Here is a 20,362-nt window from a genome sequence, read left to right as displayed (position 1 = left end):
GGCGGCGGCCGTGGGCCGCCTCCAGGCCGAGGGCCAGCGCGCCGGCGGCGTCGCGGTCGAACGGCGCGCCGAGGGAGACCAGCCAGTCGATCAGCCGCGGGCCTTCCGCGGCGACCCGCAGGGCGACCGCGGGATCGGTGAGGCCTGCGCCGGCGGCCTCGGTGTCGGCGGCATGAAGCGACGGCGCGTCGTCGGCGCCGATCGCGGCGGCGATGCCGCCCTGGGCCCAGCCGGTGGCGGTGCCGAGCCCGAGCGGCGCGGCGCTGACGAGCGTCACCGGTCGCGGCGCGAGCCGCAGGGCGACGCTCAAGCCGGCGACGCCGGCGCCGACGACGACGACGCGGTCGGCGGGGTTGCGCGAGAACGCGTTCATCGCGCACCCACCGCGAGCATGCGCTCCACGGCGGCCCGCGCCCGGTCGGCCAGCGCGGGATCGACGACGACCTCGTGGGTCATGGTCTCCAGGGCGTGCCGGATGTTCGACAGGCTCATGCGCTTCATGTGCGGGCACATGTTGCAGGGCTTGATGAACTCGATGTCCGGGTTGGCGGCGGCGATGTTGTCGGCCATCGAACACTCGGTGACGAGCACGACCTGGGCCGGGCGCTTCTCCAGGACGAAGTTCATCATCATCGCGGTCGAGCCCGAGAAGTCGGATTCGGCCACCACGTCCGGCGGGCATTCGGGGTGAGCGATGACGGTGACGCCGGGATAGCTCTCGCGCACGTCGCGGATGTCGGCGGGCGTGAAGCGCTCGTGCACCTCGCAGTGGCCGGCCCAGGTCAGGATCTCGATCTCGGGCAGCACCGCCTGGACGTTCTGCGCCAGGAACTCGTCCGGGATCATCAGCACGCGCTTCACGCCGAGCGAGCGGATCACCTCCACCGCGTTGCCAGAGGTGCAGCACAGGTCGGACTCGGCCTTCACCGCGGCCGAGGTGTTGACGTAGGTCACGATCGGCACGCCGGGGTACTTCGCGCGCAGGCCGCGCACGTCCGCGGCGGTGATCGAGTCGGCGAGCGAGCAGCCGGCGGCGAGGTCCGGGATCAGCACGGTCTTGCCCGGATTGAGGAGCTTGGCGGTCTCGGCCATGAAGTGCACGCCGGCGAGCACGATCACGTCGGCCTTCACCGTCACCGCCTCGCGGGCGAGCGCCAGGCTGTCGCCGACGATGTCGGCCACCGTGTGGAAGATTTCCGGCGCCTGGTAGTTGTGCGCCAGGATCACGGCGTTGCGCTCGCGCTTGAGGCGGAGGATCGCCTCGATGTCGGGCACGAGGGCCGGCCACTCGATCGCCGGGATGTGCCGGCTGACGCGGGCGTAGATGTCGGGCAGCGGCATCCCGGCGGGGACGGCGCGGGGGGCGGAGACAGGAAACGCGGTCGACGCCATGGCGCCCTCCATTATGCTCAGTTTGAGCATTGTGCCGCCTAAGTTAGGCGCGCCGCATCGCCCTGTCTAGATATGCTGAGACTGAGCATAACGGTTTTGCGACGCACCCGCCCGCATGCGTCGCGACACGCCGCCCGTCCACACGAGCCGCGTCGGCGCCGACCCAGATCGCCGCAGGCCGAAATCGCTCGAAGATAACCTATGTTGCTGCGGTGCCCGAACGATTGCGCGAAATCCCGATTGGGTGCCGAGGCGCCATCGGAACTCCAGCTGCGCGGGGCACGATGCTCATCACCACGGAAGACTGTAACGGCACCTCGGAATCCCTGTCCGTCGAGGCGCCGAAACTGTCCGATGCTATCCGCATCCACCTGGGTGAGCATCTAAGAACCACCTATGCCGCCTCGATGCAGGCCCCGCCGCCGCCGCATCTCGGCGACCTGCTGGCGCGGCTCGAGGCCCTGCTCGCCGACGCGAAGGGGCGCGACGACGCGGCGTTCCGCGCCGGCCTCCTCGAAGCGGCGACCAGCCTGCACAGCTTCGCCATCTCGCTGACGCGCAACCCGTCGGCAGCCGACGACCTGGTGCAGGACACGATGCTGCGCGCCTGGCGCAGCCGCGGCAGCTTCAAGGTCGGCACCAACCTCGGTGCGTGGCTGTTCACGATCATGCGGAACGCTTTCTACAGCGTGCACCGCAAGCACGCCCGCGAGGTCGCCGACAGCGACGGCGACCACGCCGCACGCCTGACGAGCCTGCCCGAGCAGGGCGGCCATCTCGACCTGCAGGACGTGCAGGCCGCGCTCGGGCGGCTGTCGCCGCCGATGCGCGAGGCGCTGATCCTGGTGGCGGTCGAGAACGTGTCCTACGAGGAGGCGGCCGCGATCCTCAAATGCCGGATCGGCACGGTGAAGAGCCGGGTCTGGCGCGCCCGCGACCAGCTCGCCCACATGCTCGGCTACACCGGCGCCGAGGTCGGGGCGGACCACCTCACCCTGTCGGCGATCGGCGAAAGCGCCGTCGGCGTCGGAGCCTGACCGAAGCGGCGGCGCGCCTGCGAGCCTCCACGACGCCGCCTGCGCGACGCCCGGTTGCTTTCTGCCGATCGCATTCTTCATCCAGTTGCGCCGATACGGCGCAGTTTGGAACGGATCGAATCAATCCGTCTGGCGTTCCCGTTGCGACACCGCCCTGCGGGCACGCCCTTCGCCCGCACCACAGCGCCCGGCATGCCGGCCGCACGGGACAGCGAGCATGACGGACAAGACACGAGACGGCGCCTTCGCGCTGACCCGGCGGACGCTGGTGGAAAGCTGTGCGGCCGCCGCGGCGGCCACGGGCTTCGGCGTTTCGGCAAGGCCTGCCTTCGCCACGGAGCCCGGCGACCCGGCCCCGCAGATGCTGCCGGTCCGCCTGACCGTGAACGGCACGGCGCACGACCTCACCCTCGACACCCGCACGACGCTCCTCGACGCGTTGCGCGAGCATCTCGACCTCAACGGCTCGAAGAAGGGTTGCGACCACGGCCAGTGCGGCGCCTGCACGGTTCTGATCGACGGGCGCCGGATCAATTCCTGCCTGACGCTGGCCGCGATGCACGAGGGCGACGCGATCACCACCATCGAGGGCCTCGGCACCGAAGAGCAGCTTCACCCGCTTCAGGCCGCCTTCCTCCACCATGACGGCTTCCAGTGCGGATACTGCACGCCGGGCCAGATCTGCTCCAGTGTCGGCATGCTGTCGGAGGCCAAGGCCGGCTGGCCGAGCCACGTCACCGAGGACCTCGTCGGCAAGGCCGACTTCACCGATGCCGAGATCCGCGAGCGGATGAGCGGCAACCTCTGTCGCTGCAGCGCCTACCCGAACATCGTCGCCGCGATCCGCGAAGTGGCGGATTCCTCCGCCGGCACCGAACTCTAAAGGGCGCGCGCGATGAAAGCCTTCACCTACGAGCGCCCCGCCACCGTGCGCGACGCCGCCCGCCTCGCGGCCGAGCGGCCGAACGCCAAGTTCATCGCCGGCGGCACCAACCTGCTCGACCTGATGAAGCTGCAGGTCGAGACGCCGACGACCTTGATCGACATCAACCGCCTACCGCTCGACAAGGTGGAAGCCACCGCCGACGGCGGCCTGCGCATCGGCGCACTTGTGCGCAACTCGGACCTCGCCGCCGACCCTCGGGTGCGCAAGGATTACGCGGTGCTGGCCAAGGCCCTGCTCGCGGGCGCCTCAGGGCAGCTGCGCAATAAGGCGACCACCGCTGGAAACCTGCTTCAGCGCACCCGATGCTACTACTTCTACGACACGTCGAAACCCTGCAACAAACGCGAGCCCGGCTCGGGCTGCTCAGCGATCGGCGGGTTCAACCGCATCATGGCGGTGCTCGACACCAGCGACGCCTGCATCGCCACCAACCCGTCCGACATGAACGTCGCGATGCGCGTCCTCGATGCCGGCGTCGAGACCCTGTCGCCGAACGGCGCGACCCGCACGATCCCGATGGCGCAGTTCCACCGCCTGCCGGGCGACACCCCGCAGATCGAGACCGCTCTGCAACCCGGCGAGATCATCACCGCGGTGACGCTGCCGAAGCCGGTCGAGGGCCTGCACGTCTACCGCAAGGTCCGCGACCGCGCCTCCTACGCCTTCGCTACCGTCTCGATCGCCGCGGTGATCGGGAAGGCGGACGGCAAGATCACCCAGGCGCGGATGGCGTTCGGCGGGCTCGCGCACAAGCCGTGGCGGGTCGAGGCGGCCGAGGCCACGCTCGCGAAGGGCGGCAGCGCGGACGACGCCGCCGACGCGGTGCTCGCCGGCGCCCGCGGCTACGGCACCAACGACTTCAAGATCCCGCTGACCCGGCGGACGCTCCGCGCGGTGGTGACCGACGCCACCCGGACCTGACCGTCCCAAGCTTCCAGGATGAACGCCATGGAGATGAACCAGCCGGTCGGCAAGACGCCGCTCGACGACAAGGCCGACGGCCTCGTCGGGCGGCCGATCGACCGCATCGACGGCCGCCTCAAGGTGATGGGGCGCGCGCCCTACGCCTACGAGACCCGCGAGGTGAAGAACCCGGCCTATGGCTTCATCGTCGGCGCGACGATCGCCGCCGGCACGATCCGCTCGATCGACACGGCCGCAGCCGTGAAGGCGCCGGGCGTCATCCATGTGATGACCCACGAGAACGTGCCCGCGCAGGGCGAGAAGAAGGAGCAGGTCTGGCCCCAGCTCACCGGGACGAATGTCGCGTTCTTCGACCAGCCGGTGGCCTTCGTCGTCGCCGAGACCTTCGAGCAGGCCCGTGCCGCGGCCAAGCTCGTCAAGGTCGCCTACGACGTCCGGACGCCCAAGGCATCGCTTCGGGCGGCCCTGCCGCAGGCGATCGAGCCGAAGAAGGTCCAGACCGACCCGGACTCGAAGCTCGGCGACTTCGACGGCGCGTTCGCGTCCGCCCCGGTCAAGCTCGATGTCGAGTACACCACCCCGACGCAGATCCACGCCCAGATGGAGCCGCATGCCACCATCGCCTCCTGGGAGGGCGACAAGGTCGTGCTCTATACGGCGAACCAGATGCTCAACCGAGGGCAGAAGTCGTTGGCCTCGGTGCTGAAGCTGCCGGTCGAGAACGTCCGGCTGGTGAGCCACTACATCGGCGGCGGCTTCGGTTCGAAGCTCCAGCCGATGCCGGAGGCGACGCTGGCGGCGCTGGCCTCCAAGGCGACCGGGCGCCCGGTGAAGGTCGCGCTGACCCGGCAGCAGGAATTCCACGTCGCGACCCACCGCACCGACACGATCCAGCGCATTCGGCTGGCCTCGGATCGCGATGGCAAGCTGACGGCTCTGTCGCACGAATCGTGGTCCGACACCGCGCAGGGCGACGAGTTCTACGAAACCTCGGCCAACGTCACGCGCTCGCTCTACGCCGCGCCGAACCGCATCACCCGCCACCGCCTGGCCAAGCTCGACCTACCGATCGCCTCGTCGATGCGCGCGCCCGGCGAGGCCGTCGGCATGTTGGCCTTCGAGTGCGCCATGGACGAGCTGGCCGAGCAGATCGGCCTCGATCCGATCGAGTTGCGCGTCCGCAACGAGCCGACGCAGGACCCCGAGAAGCAGGTGCCGTTCACGGTGCGCCAGCTCGTACCGTGCATGCGGGAAGGGGCCAAGCTCTTCGGCTGGGACCGGCGTAAGCCCGCCGGCACGACGCATGACGGCAACTGGATGGTCGGCATGGGCATGTCGGCGGCGGCCCGCCTCAACCCGCTGATGCCCTCTTCGGCTTCGGTGAAGCTCGGTGCCGACGGATACCTCACCGTGCGGATGGCGATGACCGACATCGGGACGGGCACCTACACCATCCTCGCTCAGATCGCCGGGGAGATGATGGGCCTACCAATCGAGCGCATCCGCGTCGAGATCGGCGACACCGCCTACCCGGCGGCCTCCGGCTCCGGCGGATCGTTCGGGGCGGGCTCGGCCGGCTCAGCGCTCTACGTCGCCTGCGCGGCTTTGCGCGACAAGCTCGTGGCGGCGACCGACCTGCACCCGGATGGCGTCGTCTTCGCCGACGGGCGCGTCACCTCCGGCAACCGCTCGGAGGCGCTGGTGGACCTCGCCGGCGCCGACGGCGTCTCGGCGGAGGGCGAGATCAAGCCGGGCGCCTTGAAGGAGAAGTACTCGCACTACTCGTTCGGCGCGCACTTCGCCGAGGTCGGCGTCGATCGCGACACCGGCGAGATCCGGCTCCGCCGGATGCTCGGCGTCTTCACCGGTGGGCGCATCCTCAATGCGAAGACCGCCCGAAGCCAGGCGATCGGCGGGATGACCTTCGGCGTCGGCGCAGCATTGATGGAGGATGCGGTGATCGACGAACGCACCGCCACCTACGTCAACCACGACCTCGCCGAGTACCATGTCCCGGTGCACGCCGACATTCCGGCGATGGATGCGGTGTTCCTCCCCGAGGTCGACGACAAGGCCAACCCGCTCAAGAGCAAGGGCCTCGGCGAGCTGGGCATCTGCGGCGCCGGCGCGGCTCTGGCCAACGCCGTCTACAACGCCACCGGCATCCGCATCCGCGACTACCCGCTGACGCTGGACAAGGTGCTGAAGGGTTTCGAGGAGCAGGACGGACGGGCCCCGCGCCGGGCATGATCGACACCGCAGGTTGACGGCGGCACGTTCGGTGGACATCCCGCGATGAGCCAACATCCGGGAGCCACACCATGGTGTCCGCCGACCGCCATCCCCCGCCCCGCTTCAACGCGACGCGCTACTGCCTCGGGGTGAACGCCGAGGCGCGGTCGGAGAAGACTGCGCTGATCCTGGTCGGCGCGGACGACGCGGTCGAGAGCCTGACCTTCGCCGAGGCCGACCGGGCCGTGCGCGGAATCGCGGCCGGGCTCCTCGCCCGTGGGCTGCGCCGCGGCGACCGGGTGATGATCCGGATGGGCAACGAGGCCGACTACGTCCTCGTCTACTTCGCTGCGCTCGCCGCCGGGCTCGTCGCCCTGCCCTCCTCGCCGCAGCTGACGCCGGCCGAGGCGGCGTTCCTCATGGAGAATTCCGGCGCGGCCGCGGTCGCCGTCGGCGGAGGCTGCGTGATCGAGCCGGCCGACCTCGGCGACCGCATCCTCCTCGACGGCGCCGCGATCGCCGCGATGAAGGCCGGAGACCCGATCCCCGACTACGCCGACACGGCCGCCGACGACCCGGCGACCCTGGTCTACACCTCCGGCACCACGAGCCGGCCGAAGGGCGTGCTGCACGCCCACCGCACGATCTACGGGCGGCGCCCGATGCTCGACCACTGGCTCGGACTGTCGGAAGCCGACACGATGCTGCATGCCGGCACGATGAACTGGACCTATACGCTCGGCGTCGGCATCACCGATCCGTGGTCGGTCGGGGCGACGGCGGTGCTCTACAACGGCCCGCGCGACCCGGTCGTCTGGCCGCGGCTGATCGCGCGCCATCGCGCCACGATCTTCGCCGCCGTCCCGAGCCTCTACCGCCAGATCCTCAAATACGGCGACCCGGCCGCCTTCGACCTGTCGAGCCTGCGCCACGGCTGCACCGCGGGCGAGGCGCTCCCCGGGGACGTGCTCGACGCCTGGACCCAAGCCACGGGAAAGCCGCTCTACGAGGCGCTGGGCATGAGCGAGATCTCGACCTACGTCTCGACCGGGCCGACGATCCCGCAGCGCCGCGGCTCGCCCGGCAAGCCGCAGCCGGGCCGTCACGTGGCGATCCTCCCCGTCGCCGGACCGCCCGAGCCGCTGCCGCCCGGCGAGACCGGCCTCCTCGCCGTCCACCGCTCGGAGCCTGGCCTGATGCTCGGCTACTGGAACCGCCCCGACGAGGAGGCGCAGGTGATGCGCGGCGACTGGTTCGCCGGGGGCGACCTCGCCTGCCTCGATGCGGAGGGCTACCTCTGGTTCGAGGGCCGCAACGACGACCTGATGAATGCGATGGGCTACCGCGTCTCGCCCAACGAGGTCGAGGGCGCGCTGATCGCCCATCCGAGCGTCGCCGAGGCCGGTGTCGCCGAGTTGCCGGTGCGGGCCGACGTGTCGGTGATCTGCGGCTTCGTTGTGCTGCAGCCGGGCGCGGAGCCGGATGCCGACGCGCTGATCGCGTGGTGTGCCGAGCGGCTGGCCGCCTACAAGCGCCCGCGCGAGATCCGCTTCCTCGACGCCCTCCCCCGCACCGCCAACGGCAAGGTGCAGCGCAAGCGGCTCGCCGCCGCGGCCGGAGCTCGTAGCACGTGACCGCGAACCCGCCGAACGGCACGATCGCCCTGCCGATCTCCGTCTTCATCATCGCCCGCAACGAGGCGGACCGCATCGGCGCGACGATCCGCGCGGTGCGAGACCTCACCGACGACCTCGTCGTGGTCGATTCCGGCTCGACCGACGGGACTCAGGCGCTGGCCGCCTCGCTCGGCGCCCGGGTGATCCACAACGACTGGCCGGGCTACGGCCCGCAGAAGCGCTTCGCCGAGGACCGGTGCCGCCACGACTGGCTCCTGAACCTCGACGCCGACGAGGTGGTGCCCCCCGACCTCGCGAGTGACATCCGCGCCCTGTTCGCCGAGGGCGAGCCCGGCAAGGCCGCCTGGCGCATCGCCATCGCCGAGGTCTTCCCCGGCGAGAGCCGCCCCCACCGCTGGGCCTACGCGCTGACGCCGGTGCGGCTCTACCGGAAGGACCGCGGGCGCTATTCGCCCTCCCCCGTCCACGACCGCGTGGCGCTCGAGCCCGGCGTCGAGCCCGGGCGGCTGAAGGGGGTGATCCACCATTTCTCGGTGCGCTCGCTCGGCGACCAGCTCGACAAGCTCAACCGCTATTCCGACCAGCAGGCCGACGACCTCGAGGCGCGCGGCGTCGCGATCCCGACCTGGCGAGTGTTCGTCGAGCTGCCCGGCAACTTCCTGAAGGCGTATCTCGGCCGCCGCCACTGCATGCGCGGCGTCTACGGCTTCCTCACCGCGATGAACTACGCGATCTCGCGCCACCTGCGCATCGCGAAACACTACGAGCGCCGAAGGGCCTCCGCGGCCTCTCCGCCCCGAGATTCGCTTGACCGCCCCGGTCCGACCTCTTAGAGCCGACGACGCTGGAGACGTGGCCGAGCGGCTGAAGGCACTCGTTTGCTAAATGAGCATACCCAGAAATGGGTATCGAGGGTTCGAATCCCTCCGTCTCCGCCACCCATGCGTGGCCCCGAAAAGCGAAGCGATTTCAACGGGTCGCAAACATCTACGCCGATCCTCGTACCGCACACGTACCGCAAATCGCCGGCCCGTGCGTACCGCGCCGGGGGCCGCCATCCACAAGGATCGGCCGCCCGATCCTTCCGCACTCACCGCCCCGCGGCCCGCGCCGCGTCCCGGTCCCGGCGCTCCCGCCCCAACTTTCTCGCCAGGTCGGCCGGCCTCGATGCCCGCACGTAGCCGCGGCTGACCTGCCCGGACACGGTCGCCAGTTCCTGCAGGGCGTCGCCCAGCGCCCGCCGCAGAGCGTCGCGCGCGTCGCCGTCGGCCGCCTCCAGATAGGCCTGCTCCATCTCGTCCACGGCGCGCTCCATTGATTCGTCCATCAGAACAAATGGAGAACAAATCCGCCGCGGAGTCGATCCCTGGCCGCGGCATTTCGCGACCTCCAACGTATCGCGGACGGGACCGTATCGGCCGTGCCGCATCATCTACGGAACGCCCCGGCGCGGACCGGCGGGCCGACGTCGGGCGCACGTGCGCCCATGTGCTCCCGTGTGCGCCTTCCGTATACCCTAGGCTATACTTTCCGAATTCGAGCGCCGTTGCAGTCGTTTATGGGTCAGGTATAGCAACGGTCATATTACGGGATCGGCGTTACCAGTGTTCCTTGCCCGTTCGGCACCTTGTCAACCAGTGGCCGCCCCTCGATACGGATGAGACCGCCGGTCCGCATAAGGGCGGCGTGGGCTTCGGCCATCTCCTCGAAGGTCAGGTACCGATCGGCGGGAGGCAGGTAGGGCGCAGCCTCAATCGCCTCGCTCAGGGGGATGACCTTGAAGATGTCGGACATCGGCATGTCAGGCCTCCGCCTGTAGCAACGCGATCGCCTCGAAAAGCTGCTGGTCAGGCAATGGGGCGGTCTGCTGGCTGAGGACGTCCTCCAGGATGGGGATCACCTTGGCGAGGCGCCCGGCCGGGACGACCCGCTCGACGAGGCGAACCTCCCGCCGGGACAGCGGCTGCTCATAGTCCGAGCCGATCTCCGTGATCCCGTACGGCTCGTCACCCTGGAACGAGATGGAGGCTGGCTCCAGCGGCACGCCCTCGCACGTCTCGACCCACCAGAACTCGTCCGGGCGGTTCGGCACGGGCTCGGGCTGCGGCTCGCGCCTCGGCAGGGGCCACCCGAAAGATGCGGTCACGTTCATCGTCCCCTCCCTCAGCTGAAAAACGACCCGCACGCCGGCAGCCCGCCGCCGCGGCGGATCCGGGCGTCCTCGTGCGTGAAGCGGTCCAACGACAGTTCGGTGTGCCCTCCCCGCGGGAGGCCTTGCGCCGGCGCCGGGACGGCCCGAGAATCGTGGGCATGCGCTACGTCCTCGACATCAACCCGAGCCGCCGCGAGCCTGGCCGGCTGAACGTTCAGCTGACCGTCGGCCCGAGCGGCTGCCCCGTCCTGCTGGACACCCTGGACGGGCCGGAGATCCCCCGCGCCGTCATGGAGGCTCTCAGCCAGGATTTGGCGATCCGCCTGACGGGCGAGCCAGGCGGCGTGCCCGGGGTTGCCGGCGAACCGCTTGGAGAGCCGGGCGAGTAGGGCGGGCGACAGCGTCCCTTGCGAGGGACGGTGGTAGCTATCCGACATGCGCATCGACCTCGCTGAACTCGGCCCCGCCATCCGCGCCCGCAGGCTCGCCCTGCGGATGCCGCTCGCCCGCCTCGCCGATCAGGCCCGGATCCCGCGGGGACAGCTCGCCGCCCTGGAGCGCGGCGAGATCGAGGACCTCCCGTTCGGCCGGCTGCAGCGCGTCCTCGTCGCCCTCGGCGCCGACATGTACCTCGGCACCTTCAACCACGGCCGGCCGACCCTGGATGAGATGCAGCGGGCGAACGACGCCGCGGAGCGCATCGACCGCCGCTCGACCGGCCTCGACCTGTGGTTCTACGGGCCCTGACGTTGCCGGGGCTGGAGAGCGGCAAACGTAGAACAGACCCGTCATGGCCATGACCGAGGCGTAGGCCGCCAGCGTCACGGGATCTCCGGATCGGGCGGGATCCAAGACCGTGCCGTCGTTCAGCATGACGACAAGATGGCCGCCCGGGCCGCCAGCATCCACGAGGCAGAGGTGCACGGGGGGCCACGGGGCCGCGGGCCAGACGTCGCGCTTCGCCTGTGTGAGTTGGTGGACGCGGAACAGGTGCTGGACCGCGTACCCCTGAGCCGCCAGGAACTCGCTCCAGGCGCCATCAGTGAGGCCTCGGCCCGGATCCCCGATCTCGGCCCTGACATCATCGTAGGTGCGCCCCAGGACTGTCGCCAGGCACGCCACCGCACATCCGAACCTGTCCTTCTGCTGGACGGCCTTGACCTCGCGCATTCTCCAGACGTGCTTCGCGTGCCGGGTCATCCCTTCCTCCTCGCGGCGGCCTTCGCGCGCCTGCAGACATCCCAGCACTCGGCGTTCCCCTCGGCCCGATCGAGGCATCCCCCGTTGCACCGGGCGTAGGCCCCGAGCATGCGGGCGAACGCCGGGTCGGCGGGCTCGCCTGTCAGGTACGGGGCGACGGCCTCGCGGGCCCGGGCCGGCGCAGGGGTGGCGGGGCGGCTCATGCCGCGGCCCGCTCCGGGTAGAGCAGGTTGAAGCGGGCGAGGCGGTCCCGGGCCACGCGGATCGCCTCGGCGGCCGTGCGGTAGGCCAGCATCGACTCGCCGGTCAGCTCGCCGCGCTTGTCGACCATGGCGAAGCGGGACGCGAACTCGTCCTCGGCGATCGCCTCGTCGAGGTGCGCCTGCAGGCCCCGGCGCGCCAGGGCGATCATGTCGAACTCGGTGGGCTCGATGGTCATCACTCGGCTCCCGGATGCGCCGGCGTCGGCGTGTTGTCTGTCCTGAGCAGCCGCGGATCGACCTTGCGGCCCCGCGGGGTGACGGCGACCTCTCCGGCCGCGGTGAGCCGGATCCGCAGCGGGCCGGCCCCGGCCACCAGGCCGAGGGTCACCAGCCGCAGCCACGTGTCCGCCAGGAACGGCAGGCGCTCGCCGGCCGCGACGACGCCACCATGCCTGTCGATCGCCCCCTCGCCGCCGGCCGCGCGCAGGGCGGACAGGGCGTCCCGCTGGGAATCCGTGAGGGTCATGGGGTGTGGATCGCCCAAGTCGGACGAGGCACGTCCTTGGCGATCTCCTCCACCAGCTTCTTCTTCGGCTGGGGCAGCGAGGTCGCGAACCCGCTGTGGTTCTCACCGGTGAGGGCATCTAGGCCCCGGAGGAGCCAGTGCTTGAGCGAGGGCCCGTTCTCGATCGGGCGGCCGCGACGGGCCATGCCCTCGATCTCGGTCACGACCTCCCGGATCCGGGTGATCGCCTCGGGCAGGTCCACCTTGGCGTCCCGGCCTCGACCTTCCGCGAGTTCGCGAACCTCATCGACGATGTCGTAGATCTCGAATTCGTGCCGGGGACCGTGCAGGTGGTGGACGATGTTCCGGATCCCGACCTCCCAGCGGTTCTCGCGGGCATGGTTCGGCAGTGGTCCGGTCAGACGCGCGAAGCCGGCATCCACCAGCCCCCTGGCAACCGCGAGCACGTCGAGGTCGAATATCGTCGGACCGCGACGGGCATCCTTCAGGATGAAGTCCAGAGCCTGGAAGTCGCCCAACGCCCGCAGCTTGGCGACCCGTGACGCATCGGCGTCCTTGGCCCGTACGTCGGCCAGCATGCCGTCGAAGTAGTCCCGCTCCGCCTGGGGCAGCCCGGCGACCGCGCGCGCCATCTCGGCGACCTGTTCGATTTCCATGGAGGCTTGCCTCGAATAAGCGGCCATGACCGGAGCGCCCCGGTCATGGCCTTCACTGCGGCGGTCGCTGCCGGACGACACTGAGGAGGCCGTCGGAACCCTCACCGGCATCCCCCGGTGCTGAGGCCTCTCCCAGGCAACTGAGAGGAAGAGGCGTGCCCCTCTGTTCGTCCGGGACCTGAGTGATCCCGGCTCGCCGCCGCGGGCCATCCACAGGGTCGCACCGGTTCCGGATTCGTACAGAGGCGCGCAAGCAACACCGAACCGACATCCGAGACGTACAGACGGCCGGGGACTCCCCAATACTGTCGGGCGGCAGCATCTTCGGGTCATGCAGCGGCCAACACGGCGCTGCCCCCGCCCTGGTCGCGGGGATGACACTGGCTGGCCCCCTCGTGCACGAGGTGACCCTGCCCCCTGCAGAAGACATGCAGGGATGAAACATTCAGGCAGCCGAATGGCCGCCCGTCTCGACCTTCCCTGCCTCGGCGGGGATGACACGCGGCTTATCCCGGAGTGCGCGGGAAACGGCCTCCCCCGCCAGGTTGAGCGGGGATGACACTCCCTGGACCGCAAGTGCAGCGGCTACCGCGGGCAAATCCCCCGCCCGGTTCGGGCGGGATCGACAAGGGAAGGCCTCGGGGAAACCCGGGGCCTTCTCTGTTACAAAGTGATGACCGATCCGCTGATCTGTCATCATCTTGTAACGCCGCCCCCAGAGCCCAGGGATTTCTTTACCAGGTCATCGATCGCCCGTTGCCCCGGGATTCCTCGTCTGTCATGGTCCTCGCCATGAGCACGCTCCTGAAATCGAAACGCGCCGCCTTCCTCGCCGCCTGAGCCCAGCGCTCGGCGCCCTGCGCGTCCTCGATCCAGTGAGTATCCCCCGTGTCCAAGATGAATGCCTCGGCCGTGAAGGCCGTGCGGAAGCACCTGTCCGCCTACACGCAGCCCCGCTGGCACACGCCCGGCAACCCGCTCCCCACGACCGTGGAACTGCTGTCCGGCGCCGAGTTCGTCGACGGCTCGGCGCTGGTGGACATGGAGGCTGTCCTTCGGCCGCTCATCGCGCCGGAGAGCAAGCACCGGCTGCCGAAGGGCCTGGCGCGGGCCATCAGGGCCGCGCTCGCCAAGCCGCGGATCAGCACCCTGCGCGCCCTGGAGGCCGAGTGCCTCGCCATCGTCGAGCAGGCGGAATCCGGCGACGCGCCGGTGCTGTCCGAGACGCTGGTCGTCATCCGCGACATTCACGAGCGGGCGGCCGTCTACGGCGCGGCGCTGGGCTGCGAGCATGCCTGCGCGCGCTGCGCGGTCCTGTGCACGCGCTACTGGATGCAGCGGCCGCACCACAGCTTCGTCGACGCCATCACATACGGCCTGATACGGAGCACGGTCGACTACCTGGCGACGGCCGACTCGCCCTGCATCGACGATGGCGAGAGCTATCTCCCCGAAAGCAGGCACATCCAGATCGACATCCTCGACAAGTCGGTCTGGGGCCTCGCCCACGTGCTGGGCGTCGTGCACGAGGCGATCGCCGCCGGCGAGATCGGCTCGGTCGACGCGCTGAACGAGGAGTTCGCCGCGATCGAGGCGGCCGCCGTCGCCGAGGACCGCGCCGGAATCGTGCGCCGGCCCGCCGAGAAGGTGGAGCCCCGCCCCGATCCGGTCGACGGCGGGCTCGACCTCGACGGGTGGCTGCCGACGGGACCGGGCCTACGGGTCGTCGGCGACGTCTCCCACGTCAGGAAGGGGTCCAAGGGGGACGACCCGGTCAAGGAAGCCGAGGCGATCGTCGGCAAGCGCCTGCCGCTCGTGATGCCGCCGGACGACCTGGCGGCGGTGCGGGCCGAGCTGCTGGCCGAGTTCCCGCACTGCGCGCGCATCATCGACCGGCTCCTGCGCCCACTCGCGATGCAGGACTCGATCCGGCTGCCGCACGTCCTCCTGTGGGGACCTCCGGGCGGGGGCAAGACCCGGTTCGCCCGGCGCCTCGGCGAGGTTCTGCACCTGCAGCCAGCGGTCTATTCGATGGCCGCCGCGATGGATGCCATGACAATTCTCGGAACAGCGAGGGGCTGGGCCACCGCAAATTTCTCGGCGCCAGTCCGGGATCTGATCAGGACGAAGATCGCCAACCCGGTCCTGATCGTCGACGAGGCCGACAAGATGAGCACGTCGCGGCACAACGGCAACGCGGCGGACGCCCTCGTGAATATGCTGGGGTCAGAGACGTCGGAGCGGTACCGCGACATCTATCTGACCGCCGACGTCAATATCTCCCGCGTGCAGTGGATCCTCACGGCCAACGGCCTCGCCACCGTCCCGCGGGCACTGCTCGACAGGTGTCTTGTCCTGCGCGTCGACGAGCCGGGTCCGGAGCACCTGCGCACGCTGGCGACGTCGATCCTGGAGGACGTGAAGGCCGACCGCGGCCTGGACGATGTCTGGGCACCCCCGTTCGACGGCGTGGAATGGGCTGCCCTGGAGGAGAACTGGTCTCAGGGTGGCAGCCTACGCGCCCTCCGCCGCCTGATCGAGGTCGTCCTCGACGCCCGCGAGGGGGGGCCCCGCCAATGAGCGTCGTCCTCTCCGAGCTGCGCGCCCTGCGCGCCGACGTGGAGGCCGACGTCGAGATGGAGCGCGTCGACGCCCACCTCGGCCGCGGCGTCCACGGGTACCTGGGGGCACTCGCCCGCCTCGTCGCCGACGGGGACCGGGATCCCACCCGGGCCCTGAACGAAGGCCGCTCGGCTGCGGGATTCCTCCGCGCCGTCCCCCGCCTGCCAGCCCCCCGCCCATGGAGCGACCGATGCCGCGCGTGATCCCCCACGAGGCCATGCAGTTCCTCCGCGGCGCGCTGGGCGATGACGGCGCCATCGGGATCGCCGTCGAGGGCGTCGATCAGACCCCGGCGGGCCCCCGCGTGCGGTTCGTCGTGCCCCGCCTGCGCCGGGCCCGCGTCGACCCACAGCGCGTGCCGGACCGCGATTCGATCTCGGAGCTCGTCAGCCGGATGGTCGCGATGCGCTGGCGCTACGGCGCCGCGCCGCGCCCCGTCCCGGTCGAGAGCGGCCTCGTCCTGATGGAGACGCACCCCGAGATCTACAGCGGCCCCACGGAGACCGGCGACGGCTGGCACTGGCTTCTGGCCACTGTCGCCGAGTGGATCAAGGAAGGCGGGGTCCCGGCGGAGTGGCAGGACGAACAGGTCAAGGAGAAGTACGGGACGCTGCGGTTCTACGCGAGCGGCGTCGACGGCCGCACCGCCAGGATCCTCGCCGGTGCGGAGTGGGTGTCCGGAGCGGTGTGCGAAACCTGCGGCGCCCCGGGGCGGACGCAGGCGAGCGGGTGGGTCAGGACGGCGTGCGACGCCCACGCCGAGACGCACCGTGGCTGACGTCTACCGCAACCTCACCCGGCGGGCGTGGTCCATCCGGATCGCGGGCCGCGTCGTCGGGCACGTCGCGGCGATCGCGCTCGCCGGCGTGACGCTCCGGACCTCGGAGGCCTCCAGGCTCCGGTGCCTGCGCCTCGGGATCCGCGACGTCCACGCATGGGCCCGGGGCGTCCCCGTCCCGGGACTGCCCCGGCCGGCGGATGCGGTCCGGATCCGGTACCGGGTCGACCGCCCCGGGTTCCGGGATCCGGATGGCCGTCCCGTCGCCCTAGCGGATGCTTGCTGGTTCGAGGCTGACGGCAGCGCATGGTGCCTTGCAGGGCCGGGTGAGAGGCTGGGGGCGGGAGGGACCGACATGGCCAGACCTGACGACCGCAAGATCCTGAGCTCCGACCTCGCGCACGTGTCGCGCGCCGGGCTGCTGGATGACTGGGCATTCCAGCGCGCCGGCCGCCGCGGTGACGGCCTCGTCCTCGTCGGGACCGACGAGCAGGGGCGCGTCCGGGAGACCGGCGCCGTCCAAGGTTTCGACGTCGAAGCCGGCTGGGCCTGGGTGACGGGCACGGGACTGCTCCGCCTCGGCACACCCCGATCCGCCATCCCCACGACCGGAGTGACGCTGTGAGACCACGCGACCTCCGCCCCGACGAACTGGTGGAGATGGCGCTCCGGCGCGCCCGCCTCCGCGAGGTCCTGGAGAACCTCCGGACCGACTGGAATCCGGGCGTGGCCGCCGTCGCCGCGGCCCCCTATCTCGACCGGTGGGAAACCGCCCGGCACCCATGGACGGGCCAGCCTTGCCTAAAGGGTACGGTCTACGGCCACCCGGTCCATGGCGATGCCTTCCTGACGACCAGCGCCATCCGCCACGAGGGCAACGGGTTCGCCATCACCGAGAGCTCGGGGCGGCTCTACGTCCTCGGCCGAGAGGACCGGCAGCACAAGCGCACCCGGATCCTGAGCGGCCGCCGCGGCGCGTTCCGGCCCGCTCAGGCCGCCCCGCCGCCCCCGTCCGAGGACACCCACGACGACCTCCCCGAACTCGAAGGACCCCCGCTGTGATGCGTACCCTGTTCCTCGCCGCGGCCGTCGCCGCCATCGCCACGCCGTCCCTCGCGGAGGATGTGACCTGGCTCCTGCCCGCCCCCGGGTTCTATTGCCCGATCGGCGAGAACGTCATGCCGATCCGGATCAAGGAGGACGGCGGAATGGTGATCGACTCCCTGGACTGCGGGAGGGTGCGCCTGGAAGGCGGCCAGGTGCTGTCGCCGTCGTGCGTCACGAACGGCGGCGACCGGGTGCCCTACACGACCGATCTGGAGGTCCTGCCCTCGGGCGCGATGGTGCACGATGGGGTGACGTTCCGGCGCCGCGACGGCCGGCCGCCCTGCCCGTAGGCCGACGTCGGGCGCACGTGCGCCCGTGTGCGCCTTCCGGTTAGCCTATGCTATACTTTCCGAATTCTTGCGGCCTGAAAGCATCTTAGCGGTCAGGTATAGCAACGGGCATAATCCCGGATCCGCGTTACCACTCTTTCAGGCGGCCTTCACGACCGGCATCGAGCTCGCGTCGTAGGCCTTGAGGATCCGGATGGTCTCGGGGCTGCGGATCCGGCCGTCTAGGAACGTCCCGGCGTCGATCGCATCCAGGAGGATCGCGCAGGTCGCCCGGATGTGGGCGAGGTGGCTGACGCCGGACTGGTCGTCCGCGTCCTCGCCGGCGGTCCACAGCGTCAGGTGCCGCTCGATGGCGCCGACGTATGTCTCGGCGTCGATCGGGTCGGTGCGCCAGTTGTGCCGTCCGTAGGCCTTGGCCGGGCAGTCGGCGCCGAGCCCGAGGACGGCCGCCTCCTGCACCAGTGCGATGCGCGGGATCAGCTCCAGGGGGAGCTTGCGGATGCCGACGGTGCGCTTCGGGTTCTCGCGCGGCGCCGGGGCCGCGTCCTGCAGGGCCTCGATCGCGGCGCGAGCGTCGTCCTCGTAGGGGCAGGGCTTCAAGGTGTTGACGCAGCAGCTGTCGCCGAGTCCGCACAGGGCCGCGGCGACCAGGTGCACGGTGTTCGCGTTACTTGGCATAGAACGCCCCGATCATGTCCTCGCCGGCCAGCCAGCCGGCCGGGGCGGTGACCATGGTGCCCGGGGTGAGGTGCAACGGCTCGACCGGCTGCACCCTCGTCCCGGCCGGGAGGTGGATCTCGGTGAGGCCCTTCAGGACCTCCAGGGTGGTCTCGCCGGCGTAGGGCTTCTCGGGCAGCACCGCCGTCCAGACCTCGCGCATCAGGTCCGGGTGGAACAGCGGAAGCGCCGGGTAGCCCTCGTCCGGCCCGGCTTCCATCGAGCCGATGGCGTAGGCGCCGCTGTCGTGCTGGCCGACGGGCTGGACGTAGTAGACCGGTAGCCGGGCCTCGTGGGCCCATACGATCTCCTGCGCGATGCCCTTGGACCGCTCCCACCCCGGCAGCATGACGACGACGACGAGCTGGCAGGCCAGCAGCATGGCCTTGTCGCGGATCATCCAGTCGGCGTGCGTGAGCTTCGCGCCGCCGATCGCCTCGACCCCGTAGGAATCGGCGATCGGCGAGTAGACCGCGAGCGGCGTGCAGGCCTGCAGCGCGGCCGCGGCCCTGCAGGCGTCCTTCCAGGCCATCTCCTTCGTCGGGTACACCGTGAAGGGGCTCGCCATGTAGATGCGGCTGCCGATGGCGTGCTGCAGGCAGGCGCGCAGGGCGACGTTGTCGGTGCGGATCATCAGGCGTTCCCCTCGGGCTGCGCGTCGAGGATGGCCTCGCGGGCTCGCGACACCTCCCCGTAGGCGCGGTGATAGGTGATGGTCTGGATCGAGCGCCCGGACAGGAGGCCGGCGCCATAATGCCAGGCGTCCTGCGCCACCGGCACCTGGTGGGACTCGGCCACGACCGCGCCGGCCTCGAAGCCCAGCAGCCGCTTGTGGTGGATGTGGAAGCCGTGAGCGTAGCGGAACCGTGTCAGGCCCCAGTCCTCGGCGCGCCGGGCCGCCATGACGCCAGGCAGGTCCTGGAGCTTCGTCTCGTAGCCGTTAGTGGCGGCCAGCATCACCCGGCCGAACCGGGCGTACCAGAACAGCGACGGGTCGAGGTCGACGGCGACCCGGGGCTCGTTGCGGTACAAGGCGTAGAGGAAGTGGGCGATCGCGACGGCGCAGTGCTCGTCGTGGTTCCCCTTGAGGATCCGGACGACGACGCGGTCGTGCCTGCGCAGCATGGCATCGACGGTCCGGACGGTGAGCCGGGAGGCGACGTCGAACACCTTCGGGTACCGGCCGTCGACGTCGAGCTGGTTTCCGGACCGGGCGGTGCGGTTGTCCTGGTTGTCGGCGTGCATCAGGTCGCCGCCCCCGAGGACGACGCCGAGGCCCGAGGCCGGGGACCGCTCGACGACGTTCTCGACGGCGCGGCCGATGACCTCTTCGGCGATCTTCAGGTCCCAGTCCGTCCCGGTCTCGCGGCCCAAGCTGTGCGCCCCGATGTGCCAGTCGGCCAGAGGCAGCAGCGTCAGCAGGTCGGCTCCCGCGGCCGCCGGCGCCGGGATCGGCTCGTGCCGGCCCTCGTAGCCCTCGAAGGCCGCCTTGATCGCCTCGATGACGTCCTGAGGGTCCCGGCCCTCGCGGGTCTTCACCCATTCCTGGGTCACCCGGCCCGAGGAATCCTTCAGGATGGACACGCCCTTCAGCACACGGCCGGCTGGAATTTCAGCCAGGCGGCCCGGGGCCTTGGACTGGGTCACGTACCCGCGGGCGACGTCGCCGTGCCTGTCGAGGACCGCCGTCGTCCGCTTCAGCTCGAAGCCCGGGAGCACCGACTTGGTGCCGAGTTCCCCGCGATAGGCACTGAAAGCCCGTTCGGTATCATTACTCTGCACCGTCCCTGAGAGCCGTTTGACGCGCTCCCAGACGCTCGATCGGGCCATCCCGAGGGCCTTGGCGGCGGCCCGGACGGAGCCGGCGTCCCGGACGGCGGACAGGATCTGGTCGTCGGTGGCGCGTGCGGCGGTCATCAGGCGGCCTTCCGGGTGAGTGTCTG

At 70.5% G+C, this 20,362-nt stretch carries 25 protein-coding genes and 1 tRNA gene; 15 read left to right on the top strand and 11 right to left on the bottom strand.

What is annotated here, in order from left to right:
- Together FV229_RS00575 and nadA are read right to left on the bottom strand one after the other, a co-directional pair.
- Positions 1 to 373 (bottom strand): FAD-dependent oxidoreductase (locus FV229_RS00575; RefSeq protein WP_147750062.1); only part of this gene is annotated, 373 nt, incomplete at its 3' end.
- Positions 370 to 1,392, bottom strand: a complete 1,023-nt coding sequence (gene nadA, locus FV229_RS00570; RefSeq protein ID WP_147750061.1) for a quinolinate synthase NadA — start codon at positions 1,390 to 1,392, stop codon at positions 370 to 372. The genes nadA and FV229_RS00575, both read right to left, overlap by 4 nt.
- A gap of 284 nt (positions 1,393 to 1,676) precedes the next feature.
- On the opposite strand from nadA, the gene FV229_RS00565 reads away from it, so the two are divergent.
- From FV229_RS00565 to FV229_RS00535, 7 genes are all read left to right on the top strand, one after another.
- Positions 1,677 to 2,429, top strand: a complete 753-nt coding sequence (locus tag FV229_RS00565) for a sigma-70 family RNA polymerase sigma factor (protein ID WP_147750060.1) — start codon at positions 1,677 to 1,679, stop codon at positions 2,427 to 2,429.
- Positions 2,430 to 2,646: 217 nt separating this feature from the next.
- A complete protein-coding gene (gene paoA / locus FV229_RS00560; protein ID WP_147750059.1) occupies positions 2,647 to 3,312 on the top strand; it encodes an aldehyde dehydrogenase iron-sulfur subunit PaoA in 666 nt (221 codons plus the stop codon).
- 12 nt (positions 3,313 to 3,324) lie between these two features.
- A complete protein-coding gene (locus FV229_RS00555; protein ID WP_147750058.1) occupies positions 3,325 to 4,296 on the top strand; it encodes a xanthine dehydrogenase family protein subunit M in 972 nt (323 codons plus the stop codon).
- 27 nt (positions 4,297 to 4,323) lie between these two features.
- On the top strand, positions 4,324 to 6,549 hold the full coding sequence (locus FV229_RS00550) for a xanthine dehydrogenase family protein molybdopterin-binding subunit (RefSeq protein ID WP_147750057.1): 2,226 nt from the start codon (positions 4,324 to 4,326) through the stop codon (positions 6,547 to 6,549).
- Positions 6,550 to 6,620: 71 nt separating this feature from the next.
- Positions 6,621 to 8,165, top strand: coding sequence for an AMP-binding protein (locus FV229_RS00545; protein WP_147750056.1), 1,545 nt, complete (start codon positions 6,621 to 6,623; stop codon positions 8,163 to 8,165).
- Positions 8,162 to 9,001 (top strand): glycosyltransferase family 2 protein, encoded by an 840-nt coding sequence (locus tag FV229_RS00540; RefSeq protein ID WP_238272700.1) that lies wholly within the window; start codon positions 8,162 to 8,164, stop codon positions 8,999 to 9,001. The genes FV229_RS00545 and FV229_RS00540 overlap by 4 nt, the downstream gene beginning before the upstream one ends.
- A 13-nt stretch (positions 9,002 to 9,014) precedes the next feature.
- Positions 9,015 to 9,106: transfer RNA gene (locus tag FV229_RS00535), tRNA-Ser, on the top strand.
- A 152-nt stretch (positions 9,107 to 9,258) separates the two neighbouring features.
- Here the strand turns inward: FV229_RS00535 and FV229_RS00530 are convergent.
- The 3 genes from FV229_RS00530 to FV229_RS00520 all read right to left on the bottom strand — a co-directional run bounded on the left by FV229_RS00530 (position 9,259) and on the right by FV229_RS00520 (position 10,320).
- Positions 9,259 to 9,462 carry a hypothetical protein gene (locus FV229_RS00530; protein WP_348644168.1) on the bottom strand — a complete coding sequence of 68 codons (204 nt, stop codon included), beginning with the start codon at positions 9,460 to 9,462 and terminating at the stop codon, positions 9,259 to 9,261.
- A 290-nt stretch (positions 9,463 to 9,752) separates the two neighbouring features.
- Positions 9,753 to 9,968, bottom strand: coding sequence for a hypothetical protein (locus FV229_RS00525; protein WP_147750054.1), 216 nt, complete (start codon positions 9,966 to 9,968; stop codon positions 9,753 to 9,755).
- Position 9,969: 1 nt separating this feature from the next.
- Positions 9,970 to 10,320, bottom strand: a complete 351-nt coding sequence (locus tag FV229_RS00520; RefSeq protein WP_147750053.1) for a hypothetical protein — start codon at positions 10,318 to 10,320, stop codon at positions 9,970 to 9,972.
- 158 nt (positions 10,321 to 10,478) lie between these two features.
- Between FV229_RS00520 and FV229_RS00515 the strand changes: the two genes are divergently transcribed.
- Both FV229_RS00515 and FV229_RS00510 read left to right on the top strand, forming a co-directional pair.
- Positions 10,479 to 10,709 carry a hypothetical protein gene (locus FV229_RS00515; RefSeq protein ID WP_147750052.1) on the top strand — a complete coding sequence of 77 codons (231 nt, stop codon included), beginning with the start codon at positions 10,479 to 10,481 and terminating at the stop codon, positions 10,707 to 10,709.
- Positions 10,710 to 10,755: 46 nt separating this feature from the next.
- Entirely contained in the window at positions 10,756 to 11,067 is a 312-nt protein-coding gene (locus tag FV229_RS00510; protein WP_147750051.1) for a helix-turn-helix domain-containing protein, read from the top strand.
- Between the two features lie 652 nt (positions 11,068 to 11,719).
- On the opposite strand, the gene FV229_RS00505 is transcribed toward FV229_RS00510, so the two are convergent.
- Genes FV229_RS00505 through FV229_RS00495 form a run of 3 tightly spaced genes read right to left on the bottom strand, consistent with a single transcriptional unit; the run spans position 11,720 to position 12,932 of the window.
- Entirely contained in the window at positions 11,720 to 11,959 is a 240-nt protein-coding gene (locus FV229_RS00505) for a hypothetical protein (RefSeq protein WP_147750050.1), read from the bottom strand.
- Positions 11,959 to 12,249, bottom strand: coding sequence for a hypothetical protein (locus FV229_RS00500; RefSeq protein WP_147750049.1), 291 nt, complete (start codon positions 12,247 to 12,249; stop codon positions 11,959 to 11,961). The genes FV229_RS00505 and FV229_RS00500 overlap by 1 nt, the downstream gene beginning before the upstream one ends.
- The gene (locus FV229_RS00495; protein WP_147750048.1) at positions 12,246 to 12,932 is read right to left on the bottom strand and encodes a hypothetical protein; all 687 of its coding nucleotides are present in this window, start codon (positions 12,930 to 12,932) and stop codon (positions 12,246 to 12,248) included. The genes FV229_RS00500 and FV229_RS00495 overlap by 4 nt, the downstream gene beginning before the upstream one ends.
- A gap of 870 nt (positions 12,933 to 13,802) precedes the next feature.
- Between FV229_RS00495 and FV229_RS00490 the strand changes: the two genes are divergently transcribed.
- The 6 genes from FV229_RS00490 to FV229_RS00465 are packed head-to-tail and all read left to right on the top strand — an operon-like array spanning position 13,803 to position 17,702.
- Positions 13,803 to 15,485, top strand: a complete 1,683-nt coding sequence (locus FV229_RS00490; RefSeq protein ID WP_147750071.1) for an AAA family ATPase — start codon at positions 13,803 to 13,805, stop codon at positions 15,483 to 15,485.
- A complete protein-coding gene (locus FV229_RS00485) occupies positions 15,482 to 15,730 on the top strand; it encodes a hypothetical protein (RefSeq protein WP_147750047.1) in 249 nt (82 codons plus the stop codon). Before FV229_RS00490 ends, FV229_RS00485 begins: the two co-directional genes overlap by 4 nt.
- On the top strand, positions 15,718 to 16,305 hold the full coding sequence (locus tag FV229_RS00480) for a hypothetical protein (protein ID WP_243967462.1): 588 nt from the start codon (positions 15,718 to 15,720) through the stop codon (positions 16,303 to 16,305). The genes FV229_RS00485 and FV229_RS00480 overlap by 13 nt, the downstream gene beginning before the upstream one ends.
- Positions 16,298 to 16,930, top strand: a complete 633-nt coding sequence (locus FV229_RS27865; protein WP_246687992.1) for a hypothetical protein — start codon at positions 16,298 to 16,300, stop codon at positions 16,928 to 16,930. The genes FV229_RS00480 and FV229_RS27865 overlap by 8 nt, the downstream gene beginning before the upstream one ends.
- Entirely contained in the window at positions 16,927 to 17,367 is a 441-nt protein-coding gene (locus FV229_RS00470) for a hypothetical protein (RefSeq protein ID WP_147750045.1), read from the top strand. The genes FV229_RS27865 and FV229_RS00470 overlap by 4 nt, the downstream gene beginning before the upstream one ends.
- Positions 17,367 to 17,702: a hypothetical protein gene (locus FV229_RS00465; protein WP_147750044.1), complete on the top strand. Its 336-nt coding sequence runs from the start codon at positions 17,367 to 17,369 to the stop codon at positions 17,700 to 17,702. Before FV229_RS00470 ends, FV229_RS00465 begins: the two co-directional genes overlap by 1 nt.
- 138 nt (positions 17,703 to 17,840) lie before the next feature.
- Here FV229_RS00465 and FV229_RS00460 read toward each other — a convergent pair whose 3' ends face one another.
- Genes FV229_RS00460 through FV229_RS00450 form a run of 3 tightly spaced genes read right to left on the bottom strand, consistent with a single transcriptional unit; the run spans position 17,841 to position 20,336 of the window.
- A complete protein-coding gene (locus tag FV229_RS00460; protein ID WP_147750043.1) occupies positions 17,841 to 18,380 on the bottom strand; it encodes a dATP/dGTP diphosphohydrolase domain-containing protein in 540 nt (179 codons plus the stop codon).
- Positions 18,370 to 19,053: a DUF1937 family protein gene (locus tag FV229_RS00455; protein WP_147750042.1), complete on the bottom strand. Its 684-nt coding sequence runs from the start codon at positions 19,051 to 19,053 to the stop codon at positions 18,370 to 18,372. The genes FV229_RS00460 and FV229_RS00455 overlap by 11 nt, the downstream gene beginning before the upstream one ends.
- Entirely contained in the window at positions 19,053 to 20,336 is a 1,284-nt protein-coding gene (locus FV229_RS00450; protein ID WP_147750041.1) for a LysR family transcriptional regulator, read from the bottom strand. The genes FV229_RS00455 and FV229_RS00450 overlap by 1 nt, the downstream gene beginning before the upstream one ends.
- Positions 20,337 to 20,362: the final 26 nt, after the last annotated feature.

This window comes from Methylobacterium sp. WL120, assembly GCF_008039465.1.
Taxonomy (GTDB): domain Bacteria; phylum Pseudomonadota; class Alphaproteobacteria; order Rhizobiales; family Beijerinckiaceae; genus Methylobacterium; species Methylobacterium cerastii.
The sequence above is the reverse complement of the archived record's forward strand: the minus strand, read 5'-3'. Positions and strand labels throughout refer to the sequence as shown.